Source organism: Microbacterium sp. JC 701 (assembly GCF_021026215.1).
Classification (GTDB): Bacteria; Actinomycetota; Actinomycetes; order Actinomycetales; family Microbacteriaceae; genus Microbacterium; species Microbacterium algihabitans.
Window position 1 is genome coordinate 361559 of sequence record NZ_JAJNCV010000002.1, and the last position, 23422, is coordinate 384980.

Consider the following 23422-nt stretch of genomic DNA (forward strand, 5'->3'; position numbering starts at 1 on the left):
CGCTCACGCGGGGTTGTTCTCTTTGGGGTGCTCGATCTCTCGAAAGTCAACGAGAGCTGTCGTCGTCTTCGAGCATCCGGGTCAGATAGTGCGCGACGGCACGGACCGCCGCGAGGTTCGAGGAGTAGTCCATGCGCATGGGACCCAGGAGTCCGACGCGCGCGCCTCCGCTGGAGCCGTCGTAGCGGCTGGCGAGCACCGAGGCCTCGACGAGGCCGAACGGCTCGTTCTCCCGCCCGATGCTGGCCGACAGGCCCTGCTCGTCGGCGACCATCTCGCTCATGAGGCGCAGCAGCGTCACCTGCTCTTCGATGGCCTCGAGCAGCGGGTAGATGCTGCCGCGGAAGTCCTGCTCGCGCTTGGCGAGCGTCGCGGCACCGGCCATGACGAGGCGGTCCTGCCGGAACTCCTCGAGTTCTTCGCCGACCACGCGCAGCACGGCGTCGGCGAGGGCGTCGACGATGACCCCGGGGCGGGGGCCGTCGGCCAGGGCCGCGGCCACCCGCTGGGAGCTGTCGGCGACGCTGCGGCCCACCAGCAGACCGCTCACGCGGGCCCGCAGCTGGGTGACGTCGGCCTCGCTCGGCTCGACGGGCACGAACGAGATGCGCTGCGAGACCCGGCCGGTGTCGGTCACGAGGATCACCAGCACGCGGGGGCCGCCGAGGGCGACGAGCTCGACGTGCGAGACGTTGGCCCGCGCGAACGAGGGGTACTGCACGATCGCGACCTGACCGGTCAGCTGGGTGAGTGCGCGCACCGTACGGGCGAGGAGGTCGTCGAGGTCGCCGGCCTCGTCGAGGAACGACGTGATGGCGCTGCGCTGTGCACCCGAGAGCGGGCGGAGCTCGGCGAGATGGTCGACGAACACGCGGTAGCCCTTGTCGGTGGGCACGCGCCCCGACGAGGTGTGCGGGGCGACGATGAGGTCTTCGTCTTCGAGCAGGGCCATGTCGTTGCGGATCGTCGCGGCCGACACCCCGAAGGCGTGGCGCTCGACGATGGCTTTGCTGCCGACCGGCTCACGCGTGTCGACGTAGTCCTGCACGATCGCGCGGAGCACCTGAAGGCCACGTTCCGACACCATGCGATGCTCCTCCCGTCTGGCACTCGCGTCTCTTGAGTGCCAATTCTACGGGATAGCCCCGACACTGCGCCGGGCGGCTCGCGGAGGCCGCCGCGGGTGACGCCCGCGCGGCGCTCAGACCGTGAGCGCCCGCACCACGGCGTCGGCGAGCAGGCGTCCGCGCCGGGTCAGCACGATGCGCCCGCGCACGGCATCCGCCCCCTCGATCAACCCGTCGGCGATGAGCGCGGCGACATTCTTGCGGCCCTCGCCGAGGATCTCCGACACCGCCAGACCCTCGCGGATGCGGCTGCGCAGCAGCACCGACTCCAGCCGACGCGCGGTCTCGTCGGGGCGCTCCCGCGCGGCCGCGGGCGACTCGACGGCGGCGAGGCGTTGGGCGTAGGCGGCGGGGTGCTTGACGTTCCACCAGCGCAGCCCCGCGACGTGGCTGTGCGCGCCCGGCCCGAAGCCCCACCAGTCGGTCCCCCGCCAGTACGCGAGGTTGTGGCGCGAGCGGTGCTCGACGCCGCGCGACCAGTTCGACACCTCGTACCAGTCGTAGCCGGCGGCGGCGAGCAGGTCGTCGGCGAGCTCGTACATATCGGCCTGCAGGTCGTCGGAGGGCTCAGCGACCACGCCGGAGCGGATCTGGCGAGCGAGCTTGGTGCCGTCTTCGACGATCAGCGCGTAGGCCGAGATGTGGTCGGGTTCGAGGGCCGTGGCCGCCTCGAGAGAGGCGCGCCAGTCGTCGAGCGACTCCCCCGGCGCGCCGTAGATGAGGTCGAGCGAGACGTCGAGACCCGCGCGTCGGGCCGCGGCGACGGCCGTGGCCACGTTGGCGGGATCGTGCGTGCGGTCGAGGGCGGCGAGCACGTGCGGCCGAGCCGACTGCATGCCGATCGACAGGCGGTTCACGCCGGCGTCGGCGAGGGTGCGCGCCATGGCGTCGTTGACCGTGTCGGGGTTGGCCTCGACCGTGACCTCGGCGTCGTCGCGGATGCCGAACTCCCCGCGCACCGCGTCGAGCATGCGCGCCAGATCCCCCGGCGGCAGCAGGGTGGGCGTGCCTCCCCCGAAGAAGACGGTGGATGCCGAGCGGCGACCGCCCGCGGCATCCATCACTGCCCCCGCCAGACGCACCTCGGCGTTCAGCGTGTCGGCGAAGTCGTCTTGCCGGGCGCCGCGCAACTCACTGGCGGTGTAGGTGTTGAAGTCGCAGTACCCGCACCGCACGCGGCAGAACGGCACGTGCAGATAGACACCGAAGTCGGCGGTGGGGTCGATCTCGAGGTCGGCGGGCAGGCGTCCGTCGGCGGGGGCCGGGTCTCCGAGCGGGAGCGGACCGCCCATCAGGACGAGTACAGCGGCGAGATCGCGCGCAGGTAGCGAGCGAACAGCGCCTTGCGCCGACGGCGCACGCGGCTCGTGAACAGGCGGTACGACGGGGCCGTGGGCCGGTCGAAGGCGCGCACGACGAACCACACCTCGTCGTTGTCGCGCCACTCGACCGCGAACAGCTCCTCGCCGCTGACGATCGAGTGTCCGACGGTGCCGAGGATGAAGCCGACACGACGGGGCTCTTCGAAGACCGAGATCACGCGCAGCTCGGCATCGGCGCGGTGGCCGTCGACCTTGCCGTGCAGACGGACTCCGGCGCCGGGGCTGACGAACGGCGTGCCGTCGGCGGCGAAGCGCTGCTCGGCCTCGAGGCTCGAGGGGGCCACGGGGGCACCGTCAGCGTCGAAACCCACCCCCGAGTACCCCGCGTTGGCCGCGGGGCGCACGTCGGTGATACTCAGTTCTCCGGTGCGCAGCGGCGCCCACGACAGCAGCAGCTCGCCGGCGGCGGCGAAGCGCTCTTCGCCGCTGCCGATGCGCCACGAGTCCTCGGCCGGCACGGAGTGCTCGGGCGGGTACTGCATGAGGTCGTGCGCCTGGGTGGCGCCGACGGCTGCGTAGTCGACCGTGTCATCGGTGAAACTCTGCCTGCGCATGGCTCACCCCTCTCGGTGTGGTGCGTTACTTCTTGGTCTCGACGTCGCCCGACAGGGCGGCGATGAACGCCTCCTGCGGCACCTCGACACGGCCCACCATCTTCATGCGCTTCTTGCCCTCTTTCTGCTTTTCGAGGAGCTTGCGCTTTCGGGTGATGTCACCGCCGTAGCACTTGGCGAGGACGTCCTTGCGGATCGCGCGGATCGTCTCGCGCGCGATGATGCGCGCGCCGATCGCGGCCTGGATGGGCACTTCGAACTGCTGGCGCGGGATGAGCTTGCGCAGACGCTCGGCCATGAGCGTGCCGTAGGCGTAGGCCTTCTCGCGGTGCACGATCGAGCTGAACGCGTCGACCTTGTCGCCCTGCAGCAGGATGTCGACCTTGACCAGGTCGGCGGTCTGCTGGCCGGCGGGTTCGTAATCGAGGCTCGCGTAGCCCTGCGTGCGGCTCTTGAGGTGGTCGAAGAAGTCGAACACGATCTCGCCGAGGGGCATGTGGTAGCGGAGCTCCACGCGGTCTTCGCTGAGGTACTCCATGCCCAGCAGGGTGCCGCGACGCGTCTGGCAGAGCTCCATGACGGTACCGACGTAGTCCTTGGGCAGCAGGATGCCGACCTTGACGATCGGCTCCGACACCGAGGCGACGCGACCGTCGGGGTATTCGCTGGGGTTGGTGACCGAGACCGTCTCGCCGGTGTCGGTGGTGACCTCGTAGGTCACCGAGGGAGCGGTGGTGATGAGGTCGAGGTCGAACTCGCGCGACAGGCGCTCGGTGATGATCTCGAGGTGCAGCAGACCGAGGAAGCCGCAGCGGAAACCGAAGCCCAGGGCGACCGAGGTCTCGGGCTCGTACTGCAGCGACGCGTCGGAGAGCTTGAGCTTGTCGAGCGCTTCGCGCAGCTCGGCGTAGTCGCTGCCGTCGATCGGATAGATGCCCGAGAAGACCATGGGCTTGGGGTCGGTGTACCCGGGCAGCGCTTCGGTCGCGGGCTTGCGGTGCGTGGTGATCGTGTCGCCGACCTTCGACTGGCGTACGTCTTTCACGCCCGTGATGAGGTAGCCGACCTCGCCCACGCCGAGACCCTTGGTCGGAACCGGCTCGGGGCTCGAGACGCCGATCTCGAGGGCCTCGTGCGTCGCCCCCGTCGACATCATCTGCAGGCGCTCGCGCGGCTGCAACGACCCGTCGATCATGCGGACGTAGGTGACGACGCCGCGGTAGGCGTCGTAGACGGAGTCGAAGATCATCGCGCGCGCCGGAGCGTCGGCCTTGCCGACCGGGGCGGGGATCTTCTCGACGATCAGGTCGAGCAGCGCTTCGACGCCCATGCCGGTCTTGCCGCTGACGCGCAGAACGTCGGCCGGGTCGCCGCCGATGAGGCCGGCGAGCTCGGCGGCGTACTTGTCGGGGTCGGCCGCGGGCAGGTCGATCTTGTTCAGCACCGGGATGATCGTCAGATCGTTCTCGAGCGCGAGGTAGAGGTTGGCGAGCGTCTGCGCCTCGATGCCCTGAGCGGCGTCGACGAGCAGGATCGCTCCCTCGCACGCCGCGAGCGATCGGCTGACCTCGTAGGTGAAGTCGACGTGACCGGGCGTGTCGATCATGTTCAGGGCGAACGTCTGCTCGGGTCCCTGCCCTTCGACGAGCTCAGGGACCGCGCGAGTCGACCACGGCATCCGCACCGCCTGCGACTTGATCGTGATGCCGCGTTCGCGCTCGATGTCCATGCGGTCGAGGTACTGCGCGCGCATATCGCGGTCGCTGACGACGCCGGTGATCTGCAGCATGCGGTCGGCCAACGTCGACTTGCCGTGGTCGATGTGAGCGATGATGCAGAAGTTGCGGATCTGCTCCGGCGGAGTGGCAGACGGCTCGAGGGGCTTCAGGGCGCGCGGTGACATGTTCCGTCGATTCTACGGTGGTGCGCCGACATCGCCGTCCGCGAGCGCTCAGGCTCTCGGCATCCGGAGCCTCTTACAGTGGATGCCATGACGGTCCAGGTCGTGCTCGTGCACGGCATCCGCACGTCGGCGACCATGTGGCGCGCGCAGGTCGCGTACCTGGAAGAACGCGGCACCCCCGTCACCGCCGTCGACCTGCCGGGGCACGGAACCCGCCGCGGCGAGGAGTTCACGCTCGGCGAGGCGTTCGCGACGATCGATCGGGCGGTTCGGGATGCCGCCTCCCGCGGCCCCGTGCTGCTCGTCGGGCACTCGATGGGCGGTCTGCTGTCGATCGCCTACACCGGGAGCGAGGACGCTCCCCCGGTCGCGGGTTTCGTCGCGGCATCCTGCACCTCTCTCCCCCGCGGGATCGGACTCGCCGCCTACCGTTTCCTCGCCCGACGGTTCGACAGCCTGCCCGACCGCGGCCTCGGCCTCACCAATCGGGTGCTCGACCGCACGCTCCCTGCCGAGACGCGCCCGGACTTCGGAGCCGGCGGCTACGCGTTCGACGCGCAAGACACCGCTCTCGCGTCGCTGTCGGTGCTCGATCTTCTGACGGCGCTGCGCCGGATCGACGTGCCGCTCTGGTTCGTCAACGGGCAGTGGGACCAGCTGCGCATGAACGAGAAGCTGTTCACCACGATCGCTCCGGATGCCGAGCTCATCGTCGTCCCGCGCACGACCCACCTCGTGACGGCGATGCGGCCGCGCGTCTTCAACGCCGTGCTGAACGTGGCGCTCACAACGGTCGAAGCCTCGACCTGTTAGACTCGCTTCTTGGCTTGCGTGTGGGGTTTTTCCCGACCTCCACGATCGCCGGTGCAGCGCCCCTCTACCGCTCGCCCGGCACTTCCAACACTCACTCAAACGAAAGACCGTCGACGTGGCGAATATCAAGTCGCAGATCAAGCGCAACAAGACCAACGAGAAGGCGCGCGAGCGCAACAAGGCCGTCAAGAGCGAGCTGCGCACGCACGTGCGTCGCACCCGCGAGGCCGTGCTGGCCGGAGACAAGGCGGCCGCCGAGAAGGCGCTCGTCACCGCCGGCAAGAAGCTCGACAAGGCCGTGAGCAAGGGTGTCATCCACCAGAACCAGGCCGCGAACCGCAAGTCGGCCATCGCGAAGCAGGTCGCCGCTCTCTGAGCCGCAGCTCTTCTCGACAGCCCGTCCCGCACTGCGCGGGGCGGGCTTCGTCGTTTCCGGGGTGGTCGCGGCTGTGCCCGACGGCGGGACTTTTCATCGACACGCCGACGCTGGCCGGCAGTCGACCGGCGTGGACCGTCTGAGGCGGGGCCGGGCCGCCGTCGCGATCAGTCGCCGAAGGGCGCGCGGGTCGCGATGATCGTGATCATGCGTTCGAGCGCGAACACGGCGTCGCGCGAGGCGCCCTTGACCTCGGCGTCGGCGCGGGCGGTGGCGTGGATCGCCATGCCGAGGGTGTTGCCGGTCCAGCCGACGAGGTCGCGCCGCGCGCGGTCGACCTGCCAGTCCTTCATGCCGAGTCGCTGAGCGAGCATCGACGACGACTCGCGGCTGCCGGCGACGCGGGCCATCGTGCGCAGCTTCATCGCGACGGCGGCGACGAGCGGCACGGGGTCGGCTCCGGATGCCAGGGCGTGACGCAGCGCGAGCAGTGCGGGCCCGTAGTGGCCGGCGATGGCGGTGTCGGCGACGGTGAACGCCGAGGTCTCGACGCGACCGCCGTAGTACCGCTCGACGATGCGTTCGTCGATGTCGCCCGGGACGTCGGCGATGAGCTGCTGGCACGCCGCGGCGAGTTCGGTGAGGTCGTCGGCGAAGGCCGAGACGAGCGAGCGCAGGGCGACCGGCGCGATGCGCTTGCCCGCGGTCTTGAACTCGCCGACGGCGAAGTCGAACCGGTCGGAGTCGCGCTTGACGGCGGGGCACGCGATCTCGATGCCGCCGCCCTGGCCCGCGCGGATGCCGTCGAGCAGCTTCTTGCCGCGCACGCTCGCCCCGGTGTGGCGCAGCACGACGGTCGCGCCCTCTTGCGTCTGCGAGAGATACGAGACGGCTTCGCTGAGGAAGGTGTCGCTGCACTTCTCGACGCCGGTGACGCGCACGAGCCGCGGCTCGCCGAACAGCGACGGGGAGGTGACGGAGAGCAGGGTGCCCGCGGTGTAGTCGTCGGCGCGGATGTCGGTGACCTCAAGGCTGGGGTCTTCGCTCTTGAGCATTGCGCGGATGCCGGCCGTCGCGCGCTCGGCGCACACCTCTTCGGGACCCGAGACGAGCACGATCGGTGCGGGCTGCGGACTGCGCCACGACACCTGCGGAATGGCCGACTTCGCCTTGGCGGGGGCGGAGCGTCGGGGAGCCGGAGTCACCCTCCCAGCCTACCGACCGCCTCCGACATCGGCCGTCGGGCGGAGGCGACGATGACCGACGCCGGGCGCCTCCACCCCGCGCTCGGGGCACCGGCATGGCCGCAGCAGGGACGACGGCCGGAGCCTTCTCCCGCCACATCGTCAGGCGCCCGTCAGCGTCGAGCCACACCGCCAGCGCGCCATCTTGATCCGTCCGACCCGCCGTCGCTCCGATCGAGGTCAGGATGCCGAGGAGCTTCGCGGTCGGGTGTCCGTAGCTGTTGTCCGCTCCCACCCCGATGAGCCCGACCCGGGGGTGCAGTTCGCGGTAGAGCTCCGCATCCTGATCGGCGCTGCCGTGGTGCGAGACCTTGACCACGTCGACGCGGGGCACAGCGAGCCGCCGGCGGAGGTCGGCCTGCGACTGCTCGCCGAGGTCGCCGAGCAGCGCGGTGCGGGGGAAGCCCGGCCCGACGACGTCGAGGGCGACGCTGGCGTCGTTACCGGGTTCGGCGCGGGGCGGAGGGCCGAGCGCCTGCCACCGGGTCGAGCCGATGGTGCCCGTCAGACCGATCGACGCGGATTGCAGGCGGGAGCCAGCCGCGGCGAAGCGTTCGAGCAGCCGCTGATCCGCCGCTTCGCCCGGAGGGCCGTGCAGGACGACCGCAGCTCGACCGATCAGCGCCCCGGAGCCGCCGACGTGGTCGAGGTCGAAGTGCGTGAGCACGAGCAGATCGACCCGGTCGATGCCGAAGGTGGTGAGGCAGCGATCCATCGCGGCGGGCTCCGGACCGGTGTCGACGAGGGCGACCGCCTCGCCGGATCTCCAGAGCGTCGCATCGCCTTGGCCGACGTCGCACATCGCGACCTGCCATGCGCTGGGCACCGTGAGCGGGCCGCCGACGGTGCGCACGGTGGTCTGCCCGAGCACCAGGCCGACCACCACGGCCATCGCCGCCGACGACAGCGCCGTGAGGCGCGGGAGTCGTCGCGGTCGCAGGATCGCGATGCTCACCGCCGCACCCACGGCGGCGAGCAGGGCGGCACCGAGCAGACCGTCGGGCCACGGCAGGTTCTGCGCTGAGACGGCGGTCGTTGTGTGGGCGACCGCGGCGATCCATGCGGCGGGGATCCACGCGAGAGCGGTGAGTCCGTCGCGCAGCCAGGTGAAGGGCGCGATGCACGCCAGTGCTCCCGCGATGGTGGCCGGAGCGGCCGCCGGATCGGCCACGAGGTTCGCGGCGATCCCCAGCAGTGGCACGTGCGGATCGATCAGCACGATCAGCGGGCCGCAGACGAGTTGGGCCGACGTGGGCACGGCGAGTCCGAGAGCCAAGGCACGCGGCATCCACCGCTCCAACCCGCCCGCGAGGGGCCGCGCGAGCACCAGGAGGGCAGCGGTGGCGCCCGCCGACAGGGCGAAGCCGAGCGAACGCGCGAGCCACGGATCGATGACGAGCAACGCCGTCACGGCCGCCGAGAGCACCGCGATGCCGACCGCGGGCCGCCCGAGGGCCAGAGCGAGCATCGCGACGACGGCCATCGCCGCGGCCCGCACGACGCTCGGTTCGGGGGTGACCAGGGCCACGAAGGCGACCAGCACGACGGTTGCACCGACCACGCGCACTCCACGCGAGGCACCGCAGAGTGCGAGCAACGCGAACGCCGCGCCCACCACGATCGCGCAGTTCGCGCCCGAGACGGCCGTCAGGTGCGACAGCGATGCCGCGTTCATGGCCGCCTCCGTCGACGGATCGAGGCTGGAGGTGTCACCGACGGCCAGACCCGGTACCAGTCCTGCGCCGGGCTGCGGGAGTCCGCGCGTCGAGGCGACCAGCCCGTCTCGCAGCCCCTCGAAGAACGCCCACAGCCCTTCCGGAGGCCGCACATCGTGCACCTCGTTCGCGCGCACCACGAGCACCGCCCGTTCCGCGGGGTCGGCCGCGATGCCGCGCCCGACGACGCCGACCTCTCCCCCCATGCCCGTGCCCGCGAGCGCTGCGCGTCCCTCGGCGTCGACCATCACGCGCACGGGCACGCCTCCGCTCAGCGAGACCGGCCCCGCGCGCATCTCTGCCGCGATCGCATCGAACCACGCTCCCCCGTCGGGAGTGCCGTCGATGCGTCCCGCGACGGTGACGTCGAGCTCGAGCTGCCGCCCGCCCTCGGTCTGCAGGGCCACGACGTGATCGCGCACGGGCGCGACGGATGCCACGGCTCCCGCCGCCGCCCCGGCGCAGGCGAGGGCCACGGCCACCACGCCGACGACGGCCCGCCGCCGCCACACGAAGACGCCTGTGGCGACGAGCGCGCCTGAGGCGAGCACGAGGGCGAGCACCGCGGCATCCGGAACGCCCACCGCCACCCCGGCGGCGACCCAGGTCAGGGCGGCCACCGAGACCGAGCGGAGCGCCCGCCGCCGCACCGCTCTCCGCACGCTCATACGCGCACCAGATCGCGGATGCCGTCGAGCATCTTCTGCCCGATTCCCGGCACCGACAGCAGGTCGTCGACGCTGGTGAAACGTCCGTTCTGCTCGCGCCACGCGATGATGCGATCCGCGATCGCCGGCCCCACGCGCGGGAGGGTGTCGAGTTGATCGCGGGTGGCAGTGTTGAGGTCGAGTACCCCTCCGGCCGCACCCCCGCCCGAGCCACCCGCCGTCGGCGCGGCGGTCTCGGCCCCGATCACGGGCACCACGATCTGCTCGCCGTCGGCGACCGGGCGGGCGAGGTTCACCCCGTCGCGTGCGGCCTCGTCGGAGAAGCCGCCCGCGCGGGCGATCGCGTCGGCCACGCGGTCTCCCGCGTCGAGGCGGTAGAGCCCCGGCTTGCGCACCGCGCCGGCGACGTGGACGTACAGTCCGGCCTCCGCGGGCAGCAGCGACGCCGCCGACGACGACGGCTGGGGAGCGACCACCTCGGCTCCGGTCGCTCCACGGAACATGCCGATCGCGATGGTCACGGCGAATGCGAGCAATACCAGCACGATGACCCCGCCGATCCCGAGGCGCGTGCGCGCGCGCAACCGCTCGTCGGGCTCGGTCTCGTCCGTCACGCTGCCACGGTAGGGAGGGGCCGGAGGGCGTCGTGGGGCGAGTTCGGTCAGATGGGGAGAACCCGGAGCGATCGGCCGCTGGGGAGGAGCCCCGCCCCCGAAAACCCCGGATGCCACGTCCCCCGCACTCCGCAGAGCGTCGGGGACGTGGCATCCGGAATCAGAACCTACTTCGTCGAGAAGCTGACCACCTTGGGCGGGCGCACGACAGCGCGCACGATCTCGCGGTCGCCGAGGGCGCGGAGCACCTTCTCATCGGCGCGGGCCATCGCTTCGAGCTCGTCGGCGCCGATCTTGGCCGAGACCTCGAGCGTGCCGCGCACCTTTCCGTCGATCTGCACCACGGCGGTGACGGTGTCTTCGACCAGCAGCGTCGGGTCGGCCTGACGCCAGGTCGCGAGCCCCACGAAGCCGGTGTAGCCGAGCGTCTGCCACATCTCCTCTGCGGTGTGCGGGGCGAACAGGTCGAGGGTCATCGCGATGACCTCGGCCGCCTCGCGCACGGCGGGGTCGCTCGCTCCGGGCTTGCCGTCGATCGCCTTGCGGGTGGCGTTGACCAGCTCCATCAGGCGCGCGACGACGACGTTGAACTTCGTCTGCTCGATGAGGTTCGCGGCGTCGGCCAGCAGGCGGTGCGTGACGCGGCGGAGGGTCTTGTCGCCCTCGGCCCAGACCACGTCGGTCTCGCTGTCGACGTCGTGCGCGATGCGCAGCGCACGGGCCAGGAACTTCGCCGCACCCGTGGTCGAGACGTCGTTCCAGTCCTTGTCGTCTTCCACGGGACCCGCGAAGGCCAGGGCCACGCGCAGGGCGTCGGCGCCGTGGGCGTCGAGCTCCTCCTGGAACAGCACGAGGTTGCCCTTGCTCTTCGACATCTTGGTGCCGTCGAGGATGACCATGCCCTGGTTGATCAGGCTCGAGAAGGGCTCGGTGAACTCCACCAGGCCCATGTCGAACAGCGCCTTCGTGATGAAGCGCGCGTACAGCAGGTGCAGGATCGCGTGCTCGACGCCGCCGATGTAGAAGTCGACCGGGCCCCACTTCGAGGCCTCGCGGCCCGAGAACGCCTCGGTCTCGCTGTTCGGCGAGAGGAAGCGCAGGTAGTACCACGAGCTGTCGACGAAGGTGTCCATCGTGTCGGGGTCGCGCAGCAGCGTCTGGCCCGTCTCGGGGTCGGTGACCTGCACCCACTCGGTGGCGGCGCCCAGGGGCGAGGTGCCCTTGGGCTTCAGGTCGAGACCCTCGACCGAGGGCAGCGTGACCGGCAGCTGGTCGGCGGGGACCGGCGTGATCGAGCCGTCCTCCCCGTGCAGCATGGGGATGGGCGTGCCCCAGTAGCGCTGGCGCGAGATGAGCCAGTCGCGCAGGCGGTAGGTCTTGGCCGCGCGACCGACGCCCTTCGCCTCGAGCTCTTCGATCATGCGGGTGATCGCGTGGCGCTTGCTCAGGCCGTTCAGCGTGCCGGAGTTGATCAGGCGTCCCTCACCGGTCAGCGCGATGCCGGTCTTGACCGGGTCGAGCTCGTCGAGGTCGCCGAGCGGATCGATCGGCACGCCGTCGGCGTCGAGCTCGATCACCGGGATCGCGCCGGTGACGGGCGCGTTGGTGTCGACGACGACCTTGACGGGCAGGTCGAACGCGCGGGCGAAGTCGAGGTCGCGCTGGTCGTGCGCGGGCACGGCCATGACCGCGCCGTGACCGTAGTCGGCCAGCACGTAGTCGGCGGCCCAGATGGGCAGCTTCTCGCCGTTGACCGGGTTGATCGCGTAGTGACCGAGGAACACGCCGGTCTTCGGGCGGTCAGTCGCCTGACGCTCGATGTCGGTCGCGCGCTGCACCTGGGCGAGGTAGGCCTCGAAGCTCTCGCGCACGCCCTGATCGGCGGATGCCGCGAGCTCGGCGGCCAGGTCGGACTCCGGGGCCACGACGAAGAACGTGGCGCCGTGCAGGGTGTCGGGGCGCGTGGAGAAGACCGTGATCTTCTCGTCGCGGCCCTCGATCTCGAACTCGATGTCGGCGCCGACGGAGCGGCCGATCCAGTTGCGCTGCATCTGGATGACCTTGCTCGGCCAGAAACCCTCGAGCTGGTTGAGGTCGTCGAGCAGGCGGTCGGCGTAGTCGGTGATGCGCAGGAACCACTGCGTCAGCTTCTTCTTGACCACGACCGCGCCGCTGCGCTCGCTCGTGCCGTCGGGCAGCACCTGCTCGTTCGCGAGCACGGTCTGATCGACCGGGTCCCAGTTGACGAGGGCGTCCTTGCGGTAGGCCAGGCCCTTCTCGTACAGCTTCTGGAACAGCCACTGGTTCCAGCGGTAGTACTCGGGGTCGCTCGTGTGCAGCACGCGGCTCCAGTCGAACGAGACGCCGTAGTCCTTCAGGCTCTCCTTCTGCTGGGCGATGTTCGCGTAGGTCCACTCGACCGGGTCGGCGCCGCGCTTGATGGCGGCGTTCTCGGCGGGCAGGCCGAACGAGTCCCACCCGATGGGGTTGAGCACGTTGTAGCCGCGGTGACGCCAGAAGCGGGCCACGATGTCGGAGTAGAGGTAGTTCTCGGCGTGCCCCATGTGCAGGTCGCCCGAGGGGTAGGGGAACATCGCGAGCACGTACTTGCGGGGGCGCTTGTCGTCGTCGCCGCCGGCGCGGAACGGGTCTTTCTCGGCCCAAGCCTGCTGCCACTTCGCCTGGATGGCGTGGGTGTCGAAGCCCCCCTCGCGGGGGTCTGGTGCGGTGTTCTGAGACACGGGTGAAGCCAATCGTGAAGGTCGGGAGGCCGCGGGGGCCAACCTCCAGGCTATCGGACCCGCGGGTCACCACCCCGGCGGAACCTCGGCTCCCAGGGCCGCCAGCGGGGCTCGGGCCTTGATGCCCACCTCGGCGACTTCGGATGCCGCGACCGAGCGCCACGTGATGCCGCCTCCGGCGCCGACCCAGGCGGCATCCGGTTCGACCACGACGCTGCGGATGACCATCGCGAGATCCGCGGACCCGTCGTCGCCGATCCAGCCGAACGCGCCGGAGTAGACCCCGCGCGGGGCCGCTTCGAGGCCGGCGAGGATCTGCATCGCCGACTGCTTGGGGGCGCCGGTCATGCTGCCGGCCGGGAAGACCGCGTCGAGCAGGCCACCCACGGTCGTTCCCGGCAGCAGTTCACCCGACACCTCGCTCACGAGCTGGTGCACGTGCGGGTACGTCTCCACCTCGAGCAGGCGGTCGACCCCCACGCTCGAGGGGGCGCACACCCGCGACAGGTCGTTGCGCATCAGGTCGACGATCATGACGTTCTCGGCCTGCTCCTTGGCATCCGCCCGCAATTCCTCCGCGAGGGCCGCGTCGACGGCGGCGTCGGCGGAGCGCGGACGCGTGCCCTTGATCGGATGCGTGTGCACGCGCCCCTCGCGCACCTCGACGAACCGCTCGGGCGAGGCGCTCACGAGCGCTGTGGCGCCGCGGCGCACGAAGCCCGCGTGGTGCGAGGTCGAGGCGCGGCGCAGCCGGCGGAACACCTCGAGCGCTGAGAAGCGCCCGGGAACGGTGAAGCGCGTGGTGAGGCAGAGCTGGTACGCGTCACCGAGGCGGATCCGCTCGCGGCACGCCTCGATCCGTTCGGCGTAGCCCTCGGGTGTCACGCGGGCGGATGCCGCGCCCCGAGCCGACGCCGTCGGCACCGCACCCGCCGGTGGGGCCTCGGCGGCCCGCGCGGCCAGGGTCTCGTCGCCGATCGCGAACACGCGCCGGTTCTCGTGGTCGAACGCGAGCAGGCGATCCACGCGCATCCAGGCGTCGTCGCCCTCGTACGAGCGCCACCCGACCCATCCGCCGCGGAAGGCCCCCGCTTCGTGCGAGACGGTTCCGGATGCCGCGGCATCCGCCCTCAAGGGCTGCTCCGCCGCGTCGGGAACGCCCGTGCCCATCCAGCTCCAGCCCGCGCTCGCGTCGACCCCGGCGTCGAGCCAGAACGCGTGCGGAGCCGTGGAGAACAGGTGCAGGAACACCGCTTCGGGATCGACCCAGTCGCGCAAGGCGAACGAGCAGGCGGATTCTGGCACGCTCCCAGGCTAGGGCGAGCCCGCGGCCCTAGGCTGACGGAGGTGAACGAGATCCTCACGTGGCTCCTCGACGTCGTCCAGAACGTCGATCCCGTGCTGCGCACGATCCTCGCCGGTGTCGCGGTCATGCTCGAGACGAGCGTGCTCGTCGGGCTGATCGTCCCCGGCGACACCATGGTCATCGTCGCCGGCACCGCCGTCGCCTCACCCGTCGAAGGCGTGGTGCTGGCCGCCGCGATCGTCATCGGCGCCCTGGCCGGTGAGAGCCTCGGGTTCTGGCTCGGCCGCTACTTCGGCCCGCGCATTCGGGCGTCGAAGCTCGGTCAGAAGCTCGGCGAACGCAACTGGGAGCGCGCCGACCGCTACCTCCGCCGTCGCGGCGGTCCGGCCATCTTCCTCTCGCGCTTCCTGCCCGTGCTGCACTCGCTGGTGCCGCTGACGGTCGGCATGAGCGGCTACCGCTACCGCCGCTTCCTCGCCTGGACCACCCCCGCCTGCATCGTCTGGGCCGGGCTCTACGTCACGATCGCGGCGACCGCCGCCGGCACCTACCGCGAGCTGAGCGATCAGATCCACTACGCCGGCTACATCTTCGTGGGGATCCTCGCGGCGTTCCTCGTGCTGGTGTTCGTGGGCAAGAAGATCCTGGAGCGCGTCGAGCGCCGACACCTCGCCGACGAGAGCGCCACCCTCGAACCTGCGGACGGTGACGTGAAAGACTGAGGCCGATGCCTCGCTCTCCTCGCGCCAAAGTGCTCTGGTTCGCCCGACTCGAGCGCCGGTTCCACCGGTGGCGCGAACGTCGCGCCCGCGCGCGGGGCCTGCGCCCCGGCGTGACGGGCTTCCCCGGGTACGGCACCGAGGAATGGGTGCGCGTGCTCGGCCGCGTGCTGATCGCCCCGCCGGCCCGCCGCACCTCGACCGGCGACGTCGAGAGCCTGCGCGGATGGCGCAGCTTCGCCGCCGTTCCGGTCGGCTTCGCCCACGTGACCGTGACGATCGACGGCGTCGAGCACAACGTGCCCGCCGACCGCGGCGGGGTCATCGACGCCAAGCTCCCCGCGACGCTGAAGCCCGGGTGGCAGAGCATCACCATGTCGGTCGAGGGGAGCGAGCCCACCGAGACCCGCGTGTTCATCGTCGGCTCCGACGTGCGCTTCGGCGTGGTCAGCGACATCGACGACACCGTCATGGTCACCCTGCTCCCCCGCCCGCTGCTCGCGGCGTGGAACTCCTTCGTGGTCGACGAGCACGCGCGCCAGCCCGTTCCCGGCATGGCCGTGATGCTCGAGCGACTGACCCGGGAGCATCCCGGGACCCCGATCATCTACCTCTCCACCGGTGCGTGGAACGTCGCCCCGACCCTCACGCGCTTCATGCGCCGTCACCTGTTCCCGGCCGGATCGTTCCTGCTGACCGACTGGGGCCCCACGCACGACCGGTGGTTCCGCAGCGGACGCGACCACAAGGAGCAGAACCTGCGCCGCCTCGCCGCGGAGTTCCCACAGGTGAAGTGGCTGCTGGTCGGCGACGACGGTCAGCACGACGACGCCATCTACACCGGCTTCGCGATCGAGCACCCCGACAACGTCGCGGCCGTCGCGATCCGCAAGCTGCTGCCCGCCGAGGCCGTGCTGGCCGGTGGCCGCACCGTCGTCGACGACCACTCTGCGGCCGAGGTGCCGTGGGTGAGCGAGTCCGACGGCGCGGGCCTGCTGGACCGCCTGCAGAACACGGGCGTCATCTCGCGCGACGCCTGATGTCGGATGCCGCGGCCCCGGCGCTTCGCGTATTTTCAGCGATTCGCGCAATGTCGGTGGCATCCGGCGCCTTTCGGCTGAGGGTGCGCGGATCGCTGAGGCTGCGCGACGCGTGATCCCGGATGTCGCGACCCCGGCGCGCCGCGTATCTTCAGCGATTCGCGCAATGTCGGTGGCATCCGGTGCCTTCCGGCTGAGGGTGCGCGGATCGCTGAGGCTGCGCGACGCGTGATCCCGGATGCCGCGGCCCCGGCGCGCCGCGTATCTTCAGCGATTCGCACGATGTCGGCGGCATTCGGTGCCTTCCGGCTGAGGATGTGCGGATCGCTGAGGCTGCGCGGCCGCCCGACGTGCGCGGGCGGCCCGATGTCGGAGGTGGCGCGTACGGTGGAGGCATGTGCGGTCGATTCGTCGTAGCCAATGTGGCCAGCGAGCTCGTGGGGGTGCTCCGCGTCGACGTCGAGGCCGATGAGCTGCCCCAGCCCTCCTACAACATCGCCCCGACCTCGCAGGTCGGCATCGTGCTCGACTCGATCAAGAGCGAGCCCCCGGTGCGGCGCCTCGAGGTCGCGCGCTGGGGCCTCGTCCCCGGGTGGGCCAAAGACGTCAAGATCGGCGCTCGCGCGTTCAACGCGCGCAGCGAAGAGGTCGAAGACAAGCCCATGTTCCGCAACGCGCTGATCAAGCGACGGGCGATCATCCCGGCATCCGGGTACTACGAGTGGAAGACGACCGAGGCCGGCAAGACGCCGCACTACATCCACCCCGCCGACGGGTCGCCGATGTTCTTCGCCGGCCTGTACGAGTGGTGGAAAGACCCCGCGCGCGCCGACGACGACCCCGCCCGCTGGGTGCTCAGCTGCACGATCCTCACGCGCGACGCGATCGGGCGCCTCGGGTCGATCCACGACCGCATGCCGCTGTTCATGGACCCCGACTTCGCCGACTTCTGGCTCGATCCGACGACCGAGAACGTGGGCGACATCCTCGACGCCGCGATCGACGCCGCTCCCGACGTTGCCGAGACACTCGACGACCACGTCGTGTCGGCCGCGGTCGGCAACGTGCGCAACGACTCCCCCGAGCTGATCGAGCCGGTGGAGTGACGCTGCTGCTCGAGGCTCCGGCGCTCTCGCGGGTGGAGTGGACCGCCGCCGCGACCGCGCACGCCGAGCGCGCCGACCTTCTCACCGCCGAGCACCGCGCCCGCGCGAGCCGTGCCGAGAAGCACCCCGTCGAGGACTTCCTCTTCACGTACTACTCGTACAAGCCCGCAATCCTGCGGCGCTGGCATCCGGGCGCCGACGTCGCGCTCGAGCGGGCGCCCGAGCGCGCCGAGTGGCGCTGGTACCGCGCCGAGGGCGCGGACGTGCGGGTGGATGCCGCTCGCTTCCGCGACGAGAAGGGGGCGATGTACCGCGGCATCGTCAACCTGCTATGCGCCACGCGCGAGCGCCCGGGCCAGTTCGGCTGCTTCGGCCTGCACGAATGGGCGATGGCCTATCGCGCCGACGAGGTGCGGCACGCGGTGCCCCTGCGCCTGGGCCGCGCGGGCACCGACGCCGTGGTGGAGGCGCACGATCTGCGCTGCACGCACTTCGATGCCTTCCGGTTCTTCACGCCCGAGGCCGTGCCGTTGAACCGATCGCCCCTCACGCGCGACGATCAACCGCAGCGCGAGCAGCCCGGGTGCCTGCACGCCGGCATGGACCTCTACAAGTGGGCGGTCAAGCTCGGACCGCTGGTTCCCGGCGATGCGCTGCTCGATGCGTTCGAGCTGGCCCGCGATATCCGCACCCTCGACATGGAGGCCTCGCCCTACGACCTGACCGCCTGGGGCTACGAGCCCGTCGCGATCGAGACGCCCGAGGGCAAGGCGCAGTATGTCTCGCGACAGCGTGCTCTGAGCGAGCGCGGACAGCGCCTACGCGGCCGCATCCTGACGGCCGTCACGGGGGTCGACGACACGCCCGGCGGCGCGGATTTCCTGCCGTCGCGAACTCTGTTGTAAGCTCATGGAGTTGCCTCAAACGGGGCGGAAAACAAAAAATACGGGCCTGTGGCGCAGCTGGTAGCGCACCTGCATGGCATGCAGGGGGTCAGGGGTTCGAGTCCCCTCAGGTCCACCCAGAGAGAAAGCCCCCGCTTCGGCGGGGGCTTTCTTCGTTCCCGCACGGTGCGTTCCCGGTCGGCCGAGGTCACGGCATCCCTCCCCTTCCGCACGACCTCGGCGATTCGCACATCCTCAGCCTGAGGGCGCCGGATGCCACCGACATTGCGCGGATCGCTGAGGTTACGCCGTGCACGGGGCACCGCGGCATCCGTCCGAGGCCGCACAACTTCGGTGATTCGCACGACCTCAGCCCGAGGGCACCGGATGCCACCGACAAAGCGCGAATCGCTGAGTTTGCGCCGCGCGCGCCGGGCATACCGCGGCATCCCTCCCTTTCCTCACAACCTCGGCAATCAGCACAACCTCAGCCCGAGGGCGCCGGATGCCACCGACATTGTGCGGATCGCTGAGGTTGCGCAGTGCGCTGCGCACCGCGGCATCCCGGACAACCGCCTCGCCGGGCACGCGCACGGCGAGGGGCGCCTCCCCTCGACGGAGAAGGCGCCCCTCGGGGACGTGTCAGCGGGACGACACCGTCTCGCGGGACTTCACTGCGTGCGTCTCGCGCATGAGCAATTCGTCGTCGAGCCAGTTCGGCGCCTTGTTGCGCAGGGCGAAGATGTACACCAGCAGCGAGGCGGCGATGATCGCCGTGACGTAGACGATGAACAGCGGCACCTGAGAGGTGCTCTGCGCTCCGGCGTACAGCAGCGGGGCGGTGCCGCCGAAGAGCGAGTTGGCCAGCGCGTAGCCGAGGCCCACGCCCAGCGCCCGCACGTGGGTCGGGAACAGCTGCGCCTTCACGAGCGCGTTGATCGAGGTGTACCCGGTGAGGATGACGAACCCGCCGAGCAGGATCGCGAACGCCGCGAACTCGTTCGTCTGCTGCGGCAGCATCGTGATGAGGAACCACGTGTAGATCACGCCGCCGACGCCGAAGAACACCAGCAGGCTCTTGCGTCCGACCTTGTCGGACAGCCACCCGCCGAGGGGCTGCATGAGCATGAGGGCCGTCAGCGCGATCAGGTTGATCACGGTTCCGGTCACGACGTCGCCGCCCGAGAAGGCCGTCTTGACGATGTTCGGCCCGGTCACCGAGTACGTGTAGAACGCGACGGTGCCACCGGCGGTCACGGCGAAGCACAGCAGCAGCGGACGCCAGTTGTTGACGAACAGGTCGCGCATCGAGCCCGACTGCCGCGTCTTGCCTGCCTTGGTGTCGGCGATGACGCTCTTCTCGAGCGACTCGTCCATGGTGCGTCGCATCCAGAAGACGGCCACGGCGGCGACGCCGCCGATCGCGAAGGCGACGCGCCAGCCCCACTCGGTGATGGCCTGATCGTCGAGGGTCAGCACCATCACGAGCAGCGTCGTCTGGGCGAGCACGTGACCGCCCACGAGGGTGACGTAGTGGAACGACGAGAGGAAGCCGCGGCGACCGGGCATCGCGGCCTCCGACATGTAGGTCGCGCTCGTGCCGTACTCACCGCCGGTGGCGAAGCCCTGAACGAGACGCGCGAATACGAGGATGACGACGGCGCCGGCGCCGATCGCCTGGGCCGTCGGTGCGAGGGCGATCACGAGCGAGCAGAAGGCCATCAGCGACACCGACACCGTCAGCGACAGGCGGCGTCCGTGCCGGTCGGCGAAGCGTCCGAAGAACCACGACCCGATCGGTCGCATGAGGAAGGTGACGGCGAAGATCGCCCACACGTAGATGGTCGAGTTCTTGTCGTCGGCGCTGAAGAACTGCGACTCGAAGTAGACCGCGAACACGGAGTAGACGTAGACGTCGTACCACTCCACGAGGTTGCCCGCGGAGCCTTTGAGCGTGTTCGAGATCGACCGCCGCATGCTCGTGGGGATCGTTGTCGTCGTTGACATCGTGGTTCCGATCTGTCGAAGGGTTCTGGAACCCTGCGTCGCCGACTCGCGATCCCGGCGGCGTCGCGGGGTGTCTCCGCCATCGTGGTCGACCGGCGACGCGGCATCCGGAATCCTTACATCCGCCTTACATTCCACCCGGCCCGCCCGACCGCAGCCCGAGGGTGCGTCTGCCTACGATGGTGCGATGCACGTACTCGTAGCCGAGGACGACGGCTCCGTCGCCGCAGCGCTGGTCTCGGCGCTCACGCGCGCGGGTCACACGTGCACCCGCGTCTCCCGTGGCAGCGACGTGCTGCTGCGCCACCGCGACGCCCACGTCGTGCTGCTCGACCTCGGGCTCGAAGACATGGACGGCCTCGACGCGCTGCGCCAGCTGCGCGAGGTGACCGCCATCCCCGTGATCGTGGTGACGGCCCGCGGCGATGAGCGCTCGACGGTGCGGGCGCTGTCGCTCGGCGCCGACGACTACCTCGTCAAACCCGTTCGCCTGCACGAGCTCCTCGCCCGTCTCATCGCCGTCACGCGGCGCTACAGCCCTCCCGACGAGCCCACGCGCGTGCAGGCAGGTCCCGTCGACATCGACGTGGATGCGCACCGCGTGCAGGTCGGTGGGCGCGAGGTGGCGCTGACGCCCAACGAGTTCGGCATCCTGCTCGCCCTCGCCCGTCGGGCAGGACAGGCGGTGAGCCGCCGCCTCATCCTCGACGAGGTCTGGGGCGATGCCTACGCGGCGTCGTCGCGCTCGTTCGACGTGCATCTGGGTCAGGTGCGGCAGAAGGTGCCCGAGGTCACGATCACGACCATCCGCGGCTTCGGCTACCGCCTCGAGGACGCCGCGTGAGACTTCGCGTGCTCCTGCCGCTGCTGGTGTTCGGCCTCATCGCCGTGATCGCGGTGCTCATCCCGGTGGCGCAGTCCATCGCCGACTCGCGTACGCAGCAGGTGTCGCTGCAACGCAGCGCCGCGCTCGACCAGGTCGTGCAGCGGGCGCGCACGGCGCTCGTGCAGAACCAGGCCGCGTCGCTGCAGACCTACCTGGATCGCTTCCACGCGGTGTACGGCGAGTCGGTGATGGTGCTCGACGACCGCGGCGTGCCGGTCGCGGCGGCAGGGACCCTCGTGCCCGACGACCGCGTCTCGGGCATCGTCGGCGCCGCCGCGCGCGCGATCCCCCAGCTCGACCTGCCGCGGGTCACCCCGTGGGCGCCCTCTACGGCGCTCGTTGCCGTGCCGGTGATCGCGGCGGGCGACCTGTCGACGGGCGTGGTCGTGCTCGAGGTCGACCTGACCGCCGCCAAGGCCGAGGTGACATGGGCGTGGGTGGTCGTCGGAGTGGTCGGCCTGCTACTGCTGGCCGCGCTCATGGGCGCCTCGCTGCTGTGGACCCGATGGGTCCTGCGTCCCGTGCGCGCGCTGGATTCCGCCGTCGCCGCGCTCACCGCCCACCGCGACCCCACTCCCCTGCCCCCGATGGGTCCGCCCGAGCTGCGCCGGCTGAGCCGGGCGTTCGACGCCATGACGGCCGAGGTCGAGAGCAGCCTTGAACAACAGCGCGGATTCGTCGCCGACGCCTCGCACCAGCTGCGCACGCCGCTCGCCGCGATCCGTTTGCGCGTCGACGGTCTTCCGCGCGAGGGCGACGCCGCCGATGACCTCTCCGCGGTCGACGACGACCTCGACCGCCTCGAGCACACGGTCGAGCGTATGCTGACCCTCGCGAACGCCGAGCACCGCGCCTCAGCGCGCAGCCACGGATTCGACGCCGCACGCGACGACGGCGTCGTGCGCGAGTGCACGGTGTCGGCCGCGAGCCTCGCCGACCGGCACCGCCGGCGCCTCACCGACGCGGGGCTGACCCTTCACGCGGACGACGACGCGCTCGTGACCGTCCCGTGCGGGCAGGCGGATCTCGAGGAGATGGTCGACGTGCTGCTCGACAACGCCGCGAAGTACGCCGGGGCCGGTGCCGAGGTGTGTGTGCACTTCGTTCCGGATGCCGCGGGGGTCGAGCTCGTCGTGGAGGATTCGGGCACGCGCCTGACCGATGCCGACCTCGAGCGCATGGGCACGCGCTTCTGGAGGAGCACCGCGCAGCCCTCGCGCCCGGGCACCGGCCTGGGTCTGGCGATCGTGGCGCAGCTCATGCGCGCCGCGGGCGGCCGGCTCGACCTCTCACGGGCGGCTGCGGGCGGTCTCGCGGCGCGTCTCGTCTGGGAGCACCGATGACGGCCCTGACGCGCCGTGAGGCGCTCGCGTGGGCTCTGCTCGCCGGATCGACGGCCGTGCTCTCCGGGTGCGTCCCCACCGCCGCCCCTCCCCTGGTGCTGGGCTGCGGCGAAGCGGGCGGAAGCTACCTGCAGTTCGGAGAGTTGCTGGCGGATGCCACGAGCTCGTCGACCCGCCTGCGCATCTCACCGTTGCCCACCGAGGGCAGCGTCGACAACCTCGCTCTGCTCGCCGCGCGACACGTCGACCTCGCGCTGTCGCTGGTGGATTCCGCGGCGGCCGCGGATCCCGCCGCCGACGTCGTGGCCATCGGGCGCGTCTACCAGAACTACCTGCAGTGCGTGGTGCGTGCCGACGGCGGCATCCGGAACCTCGACGACCTCGCGGGGCGGACGGTGTCTCTCGGGGCACCGGGATCGGGGGCGGCGGCCACCGCGCGTCGTGTGCTCGAGGTGTCGGGGCTGGCCGGTTCGGCCACGCCGCCCCGCGTCGTCGAGCGCACGTTCCGCGAAGCGGTAGACGACCTCGCGGCCGGCACGATCGACGCGCTGTTCTGGTCGGGCGGTGTTCCCACCCCGCAGATCGCCGACCTCGCGAGCCGGGTGCCGATCACCGTGATCGACACCACCCCCGCCCTCGACGGTCTCGCCCGCGCGTACCCCGAGGTGTACGCGGCGACGACGATTCCGGCGGGTGTCTACGACGCCAAGCGCGCTGTCCCCACGATCGGCGTCGCCAACCTGCTGCTCGCGCGCAGCGACCTCGCCGACGACCTCGTGCGCGCGCTCGTCGACGCGCTCATCGACGACGCCCCGGCGCTCGTGCCCGCCGACGCCCTCGGCATCCAATACCTGACGCCGGCGAGCCTGATCGACACCGCGCCCCTCGCGCTGCACCCGGCGGCGGAGCGGCGCTATCGCGAACGGTACGGCTGACCCGGGCACACGCCAGAACGCCCCCTGCCCGAGCGGGCAGAGGGCGTCGAAGGCGCGCA

Annotated in this window: 18 protein-coding genes, 1 tRNA gene and 1 pseudogene; 10 read left to right on the plus strand and 10 right to left on the minus strand. The window is 70.9% G+C overall.

The window, feature by feature from the left end; translation table 11 throughout:
• Positions 1 to 46: 46 nt before the first annotated feature.
• The 4 genes from hrcA to lepA form a co-directional block, all read right to left on the minus strand.
• Positions 47 to 1087 carry a heat-inducible transcriptional repressor HrcA gene (gene hrcA / locus LPW41_RS09630; protein WP_230704692.1) on the minus strand — a complete coding sequence of 347 codons (1041 nt, stop codon included), beginning with the start codon at positions 1085 to 1087 and terminating at the stop codon, positions 47 to 49.
• Positions 1088 to 1201: 114 nt separating this feature from the next.
• Positions 1202 to 2419, minus strand: a complete 1218-nt coding sequence (gene hemW / locus LPW41_RS09635; RefSeq protein ID WP_230704693.1) for a radical SAM family heme chaperone HemW — start codon at positions 2417 to 2419, stop codon at positions 1202 to 1204.
• Positions 2419 to 3063 (minus strand): DUF1990 family protein, encoded by a 645-nt coding sequence (locus LPW41_RS09640; protein ID WP_144833709.1) that lies wholly within the window; start codon positions 3061 to 3063, stop codon positions 2419 to 2421. Before LPW41_RS09640 ends, hemW begins: the two co-directional genes overlap by 1 nt.
• 25 nt (positions 3064 to 3088) lie before the next feature.
• Complete coding sequence (lepA, locus tag LPW41_RS09645; protein WP_154096574.1) at positions 3089 to 4966, minus strand: translation elongation factor 4; 1878 nt, start codon at positions 4964 to 4966, stop codon at positions 3089 to 3091.
• 87 nt (positions 4967 to 5053) lie between these two features.
• On the opposite strand from lepA, the gene LPW41_RS09650 reads away from it, so the two are divergent.
• Positions 5054 to 5779 (plus strand): alpha/beta fold hydrolase, encoded by a 726-nt coding sequence (locus LPW41_RS09650; RefSeq protein ID WP_230704694.1) that lies wholly within the window; start codon positions 5054 to 5056, stop codon positions 5777 to 5779.
• Between the two features lie 115 nt (positions 5780 to 5894).
• Positions 5895 to 6155: a 30S ribosomal protein S20 gene (gene rpsT / locus LPW41_RS09655; protein WP_144833715.1), complete on the plus strand. Its 261-nt coding sequence runs from the start codon at positions 5895 to 5897 to the stop codon at positions 6153 to 6155.
• 167 nt (positions 6156 to 6322) lie between these two features.
• Here the strand turns inward: rpsT and holA are convergent, their stop codons facing one another.
• The 5 genes and pseudogenes from holA to LPW41_RS09680 all read right to left on the minus strand — a co-directional run bounded on the left by holA (position 6323) and on the right by LPW41_RS09680 (position 14442).
• Entirely contained in the window at positions 6323 to 7360 is a 1038-nt protein-coding gene (gene holA / locus LPW41_RS09660) for a DNA polymerase III subunit delta (protein ID WP_144833717.1), read from the minus strand.
• A gap of 601 nt (positions 7361 to 7961) precedes the next feature.
• Positions 7962 to 9782: pseudogene (locus tag LPW41_RS09665) on the minus strand (ComEC/Rec2 family competence protein); the annotation flags it as partial.
• Positions 9779 to 10396, minus strand: a complete 618-nt coding sequence (locus LPW41_RS09670) for a helix-hairpin-helix domain-containing protein (RefSeq protein WP_230704695.1) — start codon at positions 10394 to 10396, stop codon at positions 9779 to 9781. The pseudogene LPW41_RS09665 and the gene LPW41_RS09670, both read right to left, overlap by 4 nt.
• Before the next feature lie 167 nt (positions 10397 to 10563).
• The gene (leuS, locus tag LPW41_RS09675) at positions 10564 to 13137 is read right to left on the minus strand and encodes a leucine--tRNA ligase (RefSeq protein ID WP_144833719.1); all 2574 of its coding nucleotides are present in this window, start codon (positions 13135 to 13137) and stop codon (positions 10564 to 10566) included.
• A 66-nt stretch (positions 13138 to 13203) separates the two neighbouring features.
• Positions 13204 to 14442 (minus strand): anthranilate synthase component I family protein, encoded by a 1239-nt coding sequence (locus tag LPW41_RS09680; RefSeq protein ID WP_230704696.1) that lies wholly within the window; start codon positions 14440 to 14442, stop codon positions 13204 to 13206.
• A 42-nt stretch (positions 14443 to 14484) separates the two neighbouring features.
• Between LPW41_RS09680 and LPW41_RS09685 the strand changes: the two genes are divergently transcribed.
• The 5 genes from LPW41_RS09685 to LPW41_RS09705 all read left to right on the plus strand — a co-directional run bounded on the left by LPW41_RS09685 (position 14485) and on the right by LPW41_RS09705 (position 18328).
• Positions 14485 to 15165 carry a DedA family protein gene (locus LPW41_RS09685; RefSeq protein WP_144833721.1) on the plus strand — a complete coding sequence of 227 codons (681 nt, stop codon included), beginning with the start codon at positions 14485 to 14487 and terminating at the stop codon, positions 15163 to 15165.
• A 5-nt stretch (positions 15166 to 15170) separates the two neighbouring features.
• Entirely contained in the window at positions 15171 to 16202 is a 1032-nt protein-coding gene (locus tag LPW41_RS09690; protein ID WP_230704697.1) for an App1 family protein, read from the plus strand.
• Between the two features lie 395 nt (positions 16203 to 16597).
• Positions 16598 to 17308 carry an SOS response-associated peptidase gene (locus tag LPW41_RS09695; protein WP_144833725.1) on the plus strand — a complete coding sequence of 237 codons (711 nt, stop codon included), beginning with the start codon at positions 16598 to 16600 and terminating at the stop codon, positions 17306 to 17308.
• Positions 17305 to 18213, plus strand: coding sequence for a 3-methyladenine DNA glycosylase (locus LPW41_RS09700; RefSeq protein WP_230704698.1), 909 nt, complete (start codon positions 17305 to 17307; stop codon positions 18211 to 18213). The genes LPW41_RS09695 and LPW41_RS09700 overlap by 4 nt, the downstream gene beginning before the upstream one ends.
• Before the next feature lie 42 nt (positions 18214 to 18255).
• Positions 18256 to 18328 (plus strand) — tRNA-Ala (locus LPW41_RS09705).
• A gap of 506 nt (positions 18329 to 18834) precedes the next feature.
• On the opposite strand, the gene LPW41_RS09710 is transcribed toward LPW41_RS09705, so the two are convergent.
• Positions 18835 to 20199 carry an MFS transporter gene (locus LPW41_RS09710; RefSeq protein WP_230704699.1) on the minus strand — a complete coding sequence of 455 codons (1365 nt, stop codon included), beginning with the start codon at positions 20197 to 20199 and terminating at the stop codon, positions 18835 to 18837.
• A gap of 187 nt (positions 20200 to 20386) precedes the next feature.
• Between LPW41_RS09710 and LPW41_RS09715 the strand changes: the two genes are divergently transcribed.
• The 3 genes from LPW41_RS09715 to LPW41_RS09725 are packed head-to-tail and all read left to right on the plus strand — an operon-like array spanning position 20387 to position 23363.
• Positions 20387 to 21043 carry a response regulator transcription factor gene (locus tag LPW41_RS09715; protein ID WP_144833729.1) on the plus strand — a complete coding sequence of 219 codons (657 nt, stop codon included), beginning with the start codon at positions 20387 to 20389 and terminating at the stop codon, positions 21041 to 21043.
• The gene (locus LPW41_RS17070) at positions 21040 to 22428 is read left to right on the plus strand and encodes a HAMP domain-containing sensor histidine kinase (protein WP_230704700.1); all 1389 of its coding nucleotides are present in this window, start codon (positions 21040 to 21042) and stop codon (positions 22426 to 22428) included. Before LPW41_RS09715 ends, LPW41_RS17070 begins: the two co-directional genes overlap by 4 nt.
• A complete protein-coding gene (locus LPW41_RS09725; RefSeq protein ID WP_230704701.1) occupies positions 22425 to 23363 on the plus strand; it encodes a TAXI family TRAP transporter solute-binding subunit in 939 nt (312 codons plus the stop codon). Before LPW41_RS17070 ends, LPW41_RS09725 begins: the two co-directional genes overlap by 4 nt.
• Positions 23364 to 23422 lie beyond the last annotated feature (59 nt).

Excerpts from the sequence above, each read along its gene's own strand:
- hrcA (WP_230704692.1), bottom strand. The coding sequence starts at position 1,087 with ATGGTGTCGGAACGTGGCCTTCAGGTGCTCCGCGCGATCGTGCAGGAC.
- hemW (WP_230704693.1), bottom strand. The coding sequence starts at position 2,419 with ATGGGCGGTCCGCTCCCGCTCGGAGACCCGGCCCCCGCCGACGGACGC.
- LPW41_RS09640 (WP_144833709.1), bottom strand. The coding sequence starts at position 3,063 with ATGCGCAGGCAGAGTTTCACCGATGACACGGTCGACTACGCAGCCGTC.
- lepA (WP_154096574.1), bottom strand. The coding sequence starts at position 4,966 with ATGTCACCGCGCGCCCTGAAGCCCCTCGAGCCGTCTGCCACTCCGCCG.
- LPW41_RS09650 (WP_230704694.1), top strand. The coding sequence starts at position 5,054 with ATGACGGTCCAGGTCGTGCTCGTGCACGGCATCCGCACGTCGGCGACC.
- LPW41_RS09690 (WP_230704697.1), top strand. The coding sequence starts at position 15,171 with ATGCCTCGCTCTCCTCGCGCCAAAGTGCTCTGGTTCGCCCGACTCGAG.
- LPW41_RS09695 (WP_144833725.1), top strand. The coding sequence starts at position 16,598 with ATGTGCGGTCGATTCGTCGTAGCCAATGTGGCCAGCGAGCTCGTGGGG.
- LPW41_RS09710 (WP_230704699.1), bottom strand. The coding sequence starts at position 20,199 with ATGTCAACGACGACAACGATCCCCACGAGCATGCGGCGGTCGATCTCG.
- LPW41_RS09715 (WP_144833729.1), top strand. The coding sequence starts at position 20,387 with ATGCACGTACTCGTAGCCGAGGACGACGGCTCCGTCGCCGCAGCGCTG.
- LPW41_RS09725 (WP_230704701.1), top strand. The coding sequence starts at position 22,425 with ATGACGGCCCTGACGCGCCGTGAGGCGCTCGCGTGGGCTCTGCTCGCC.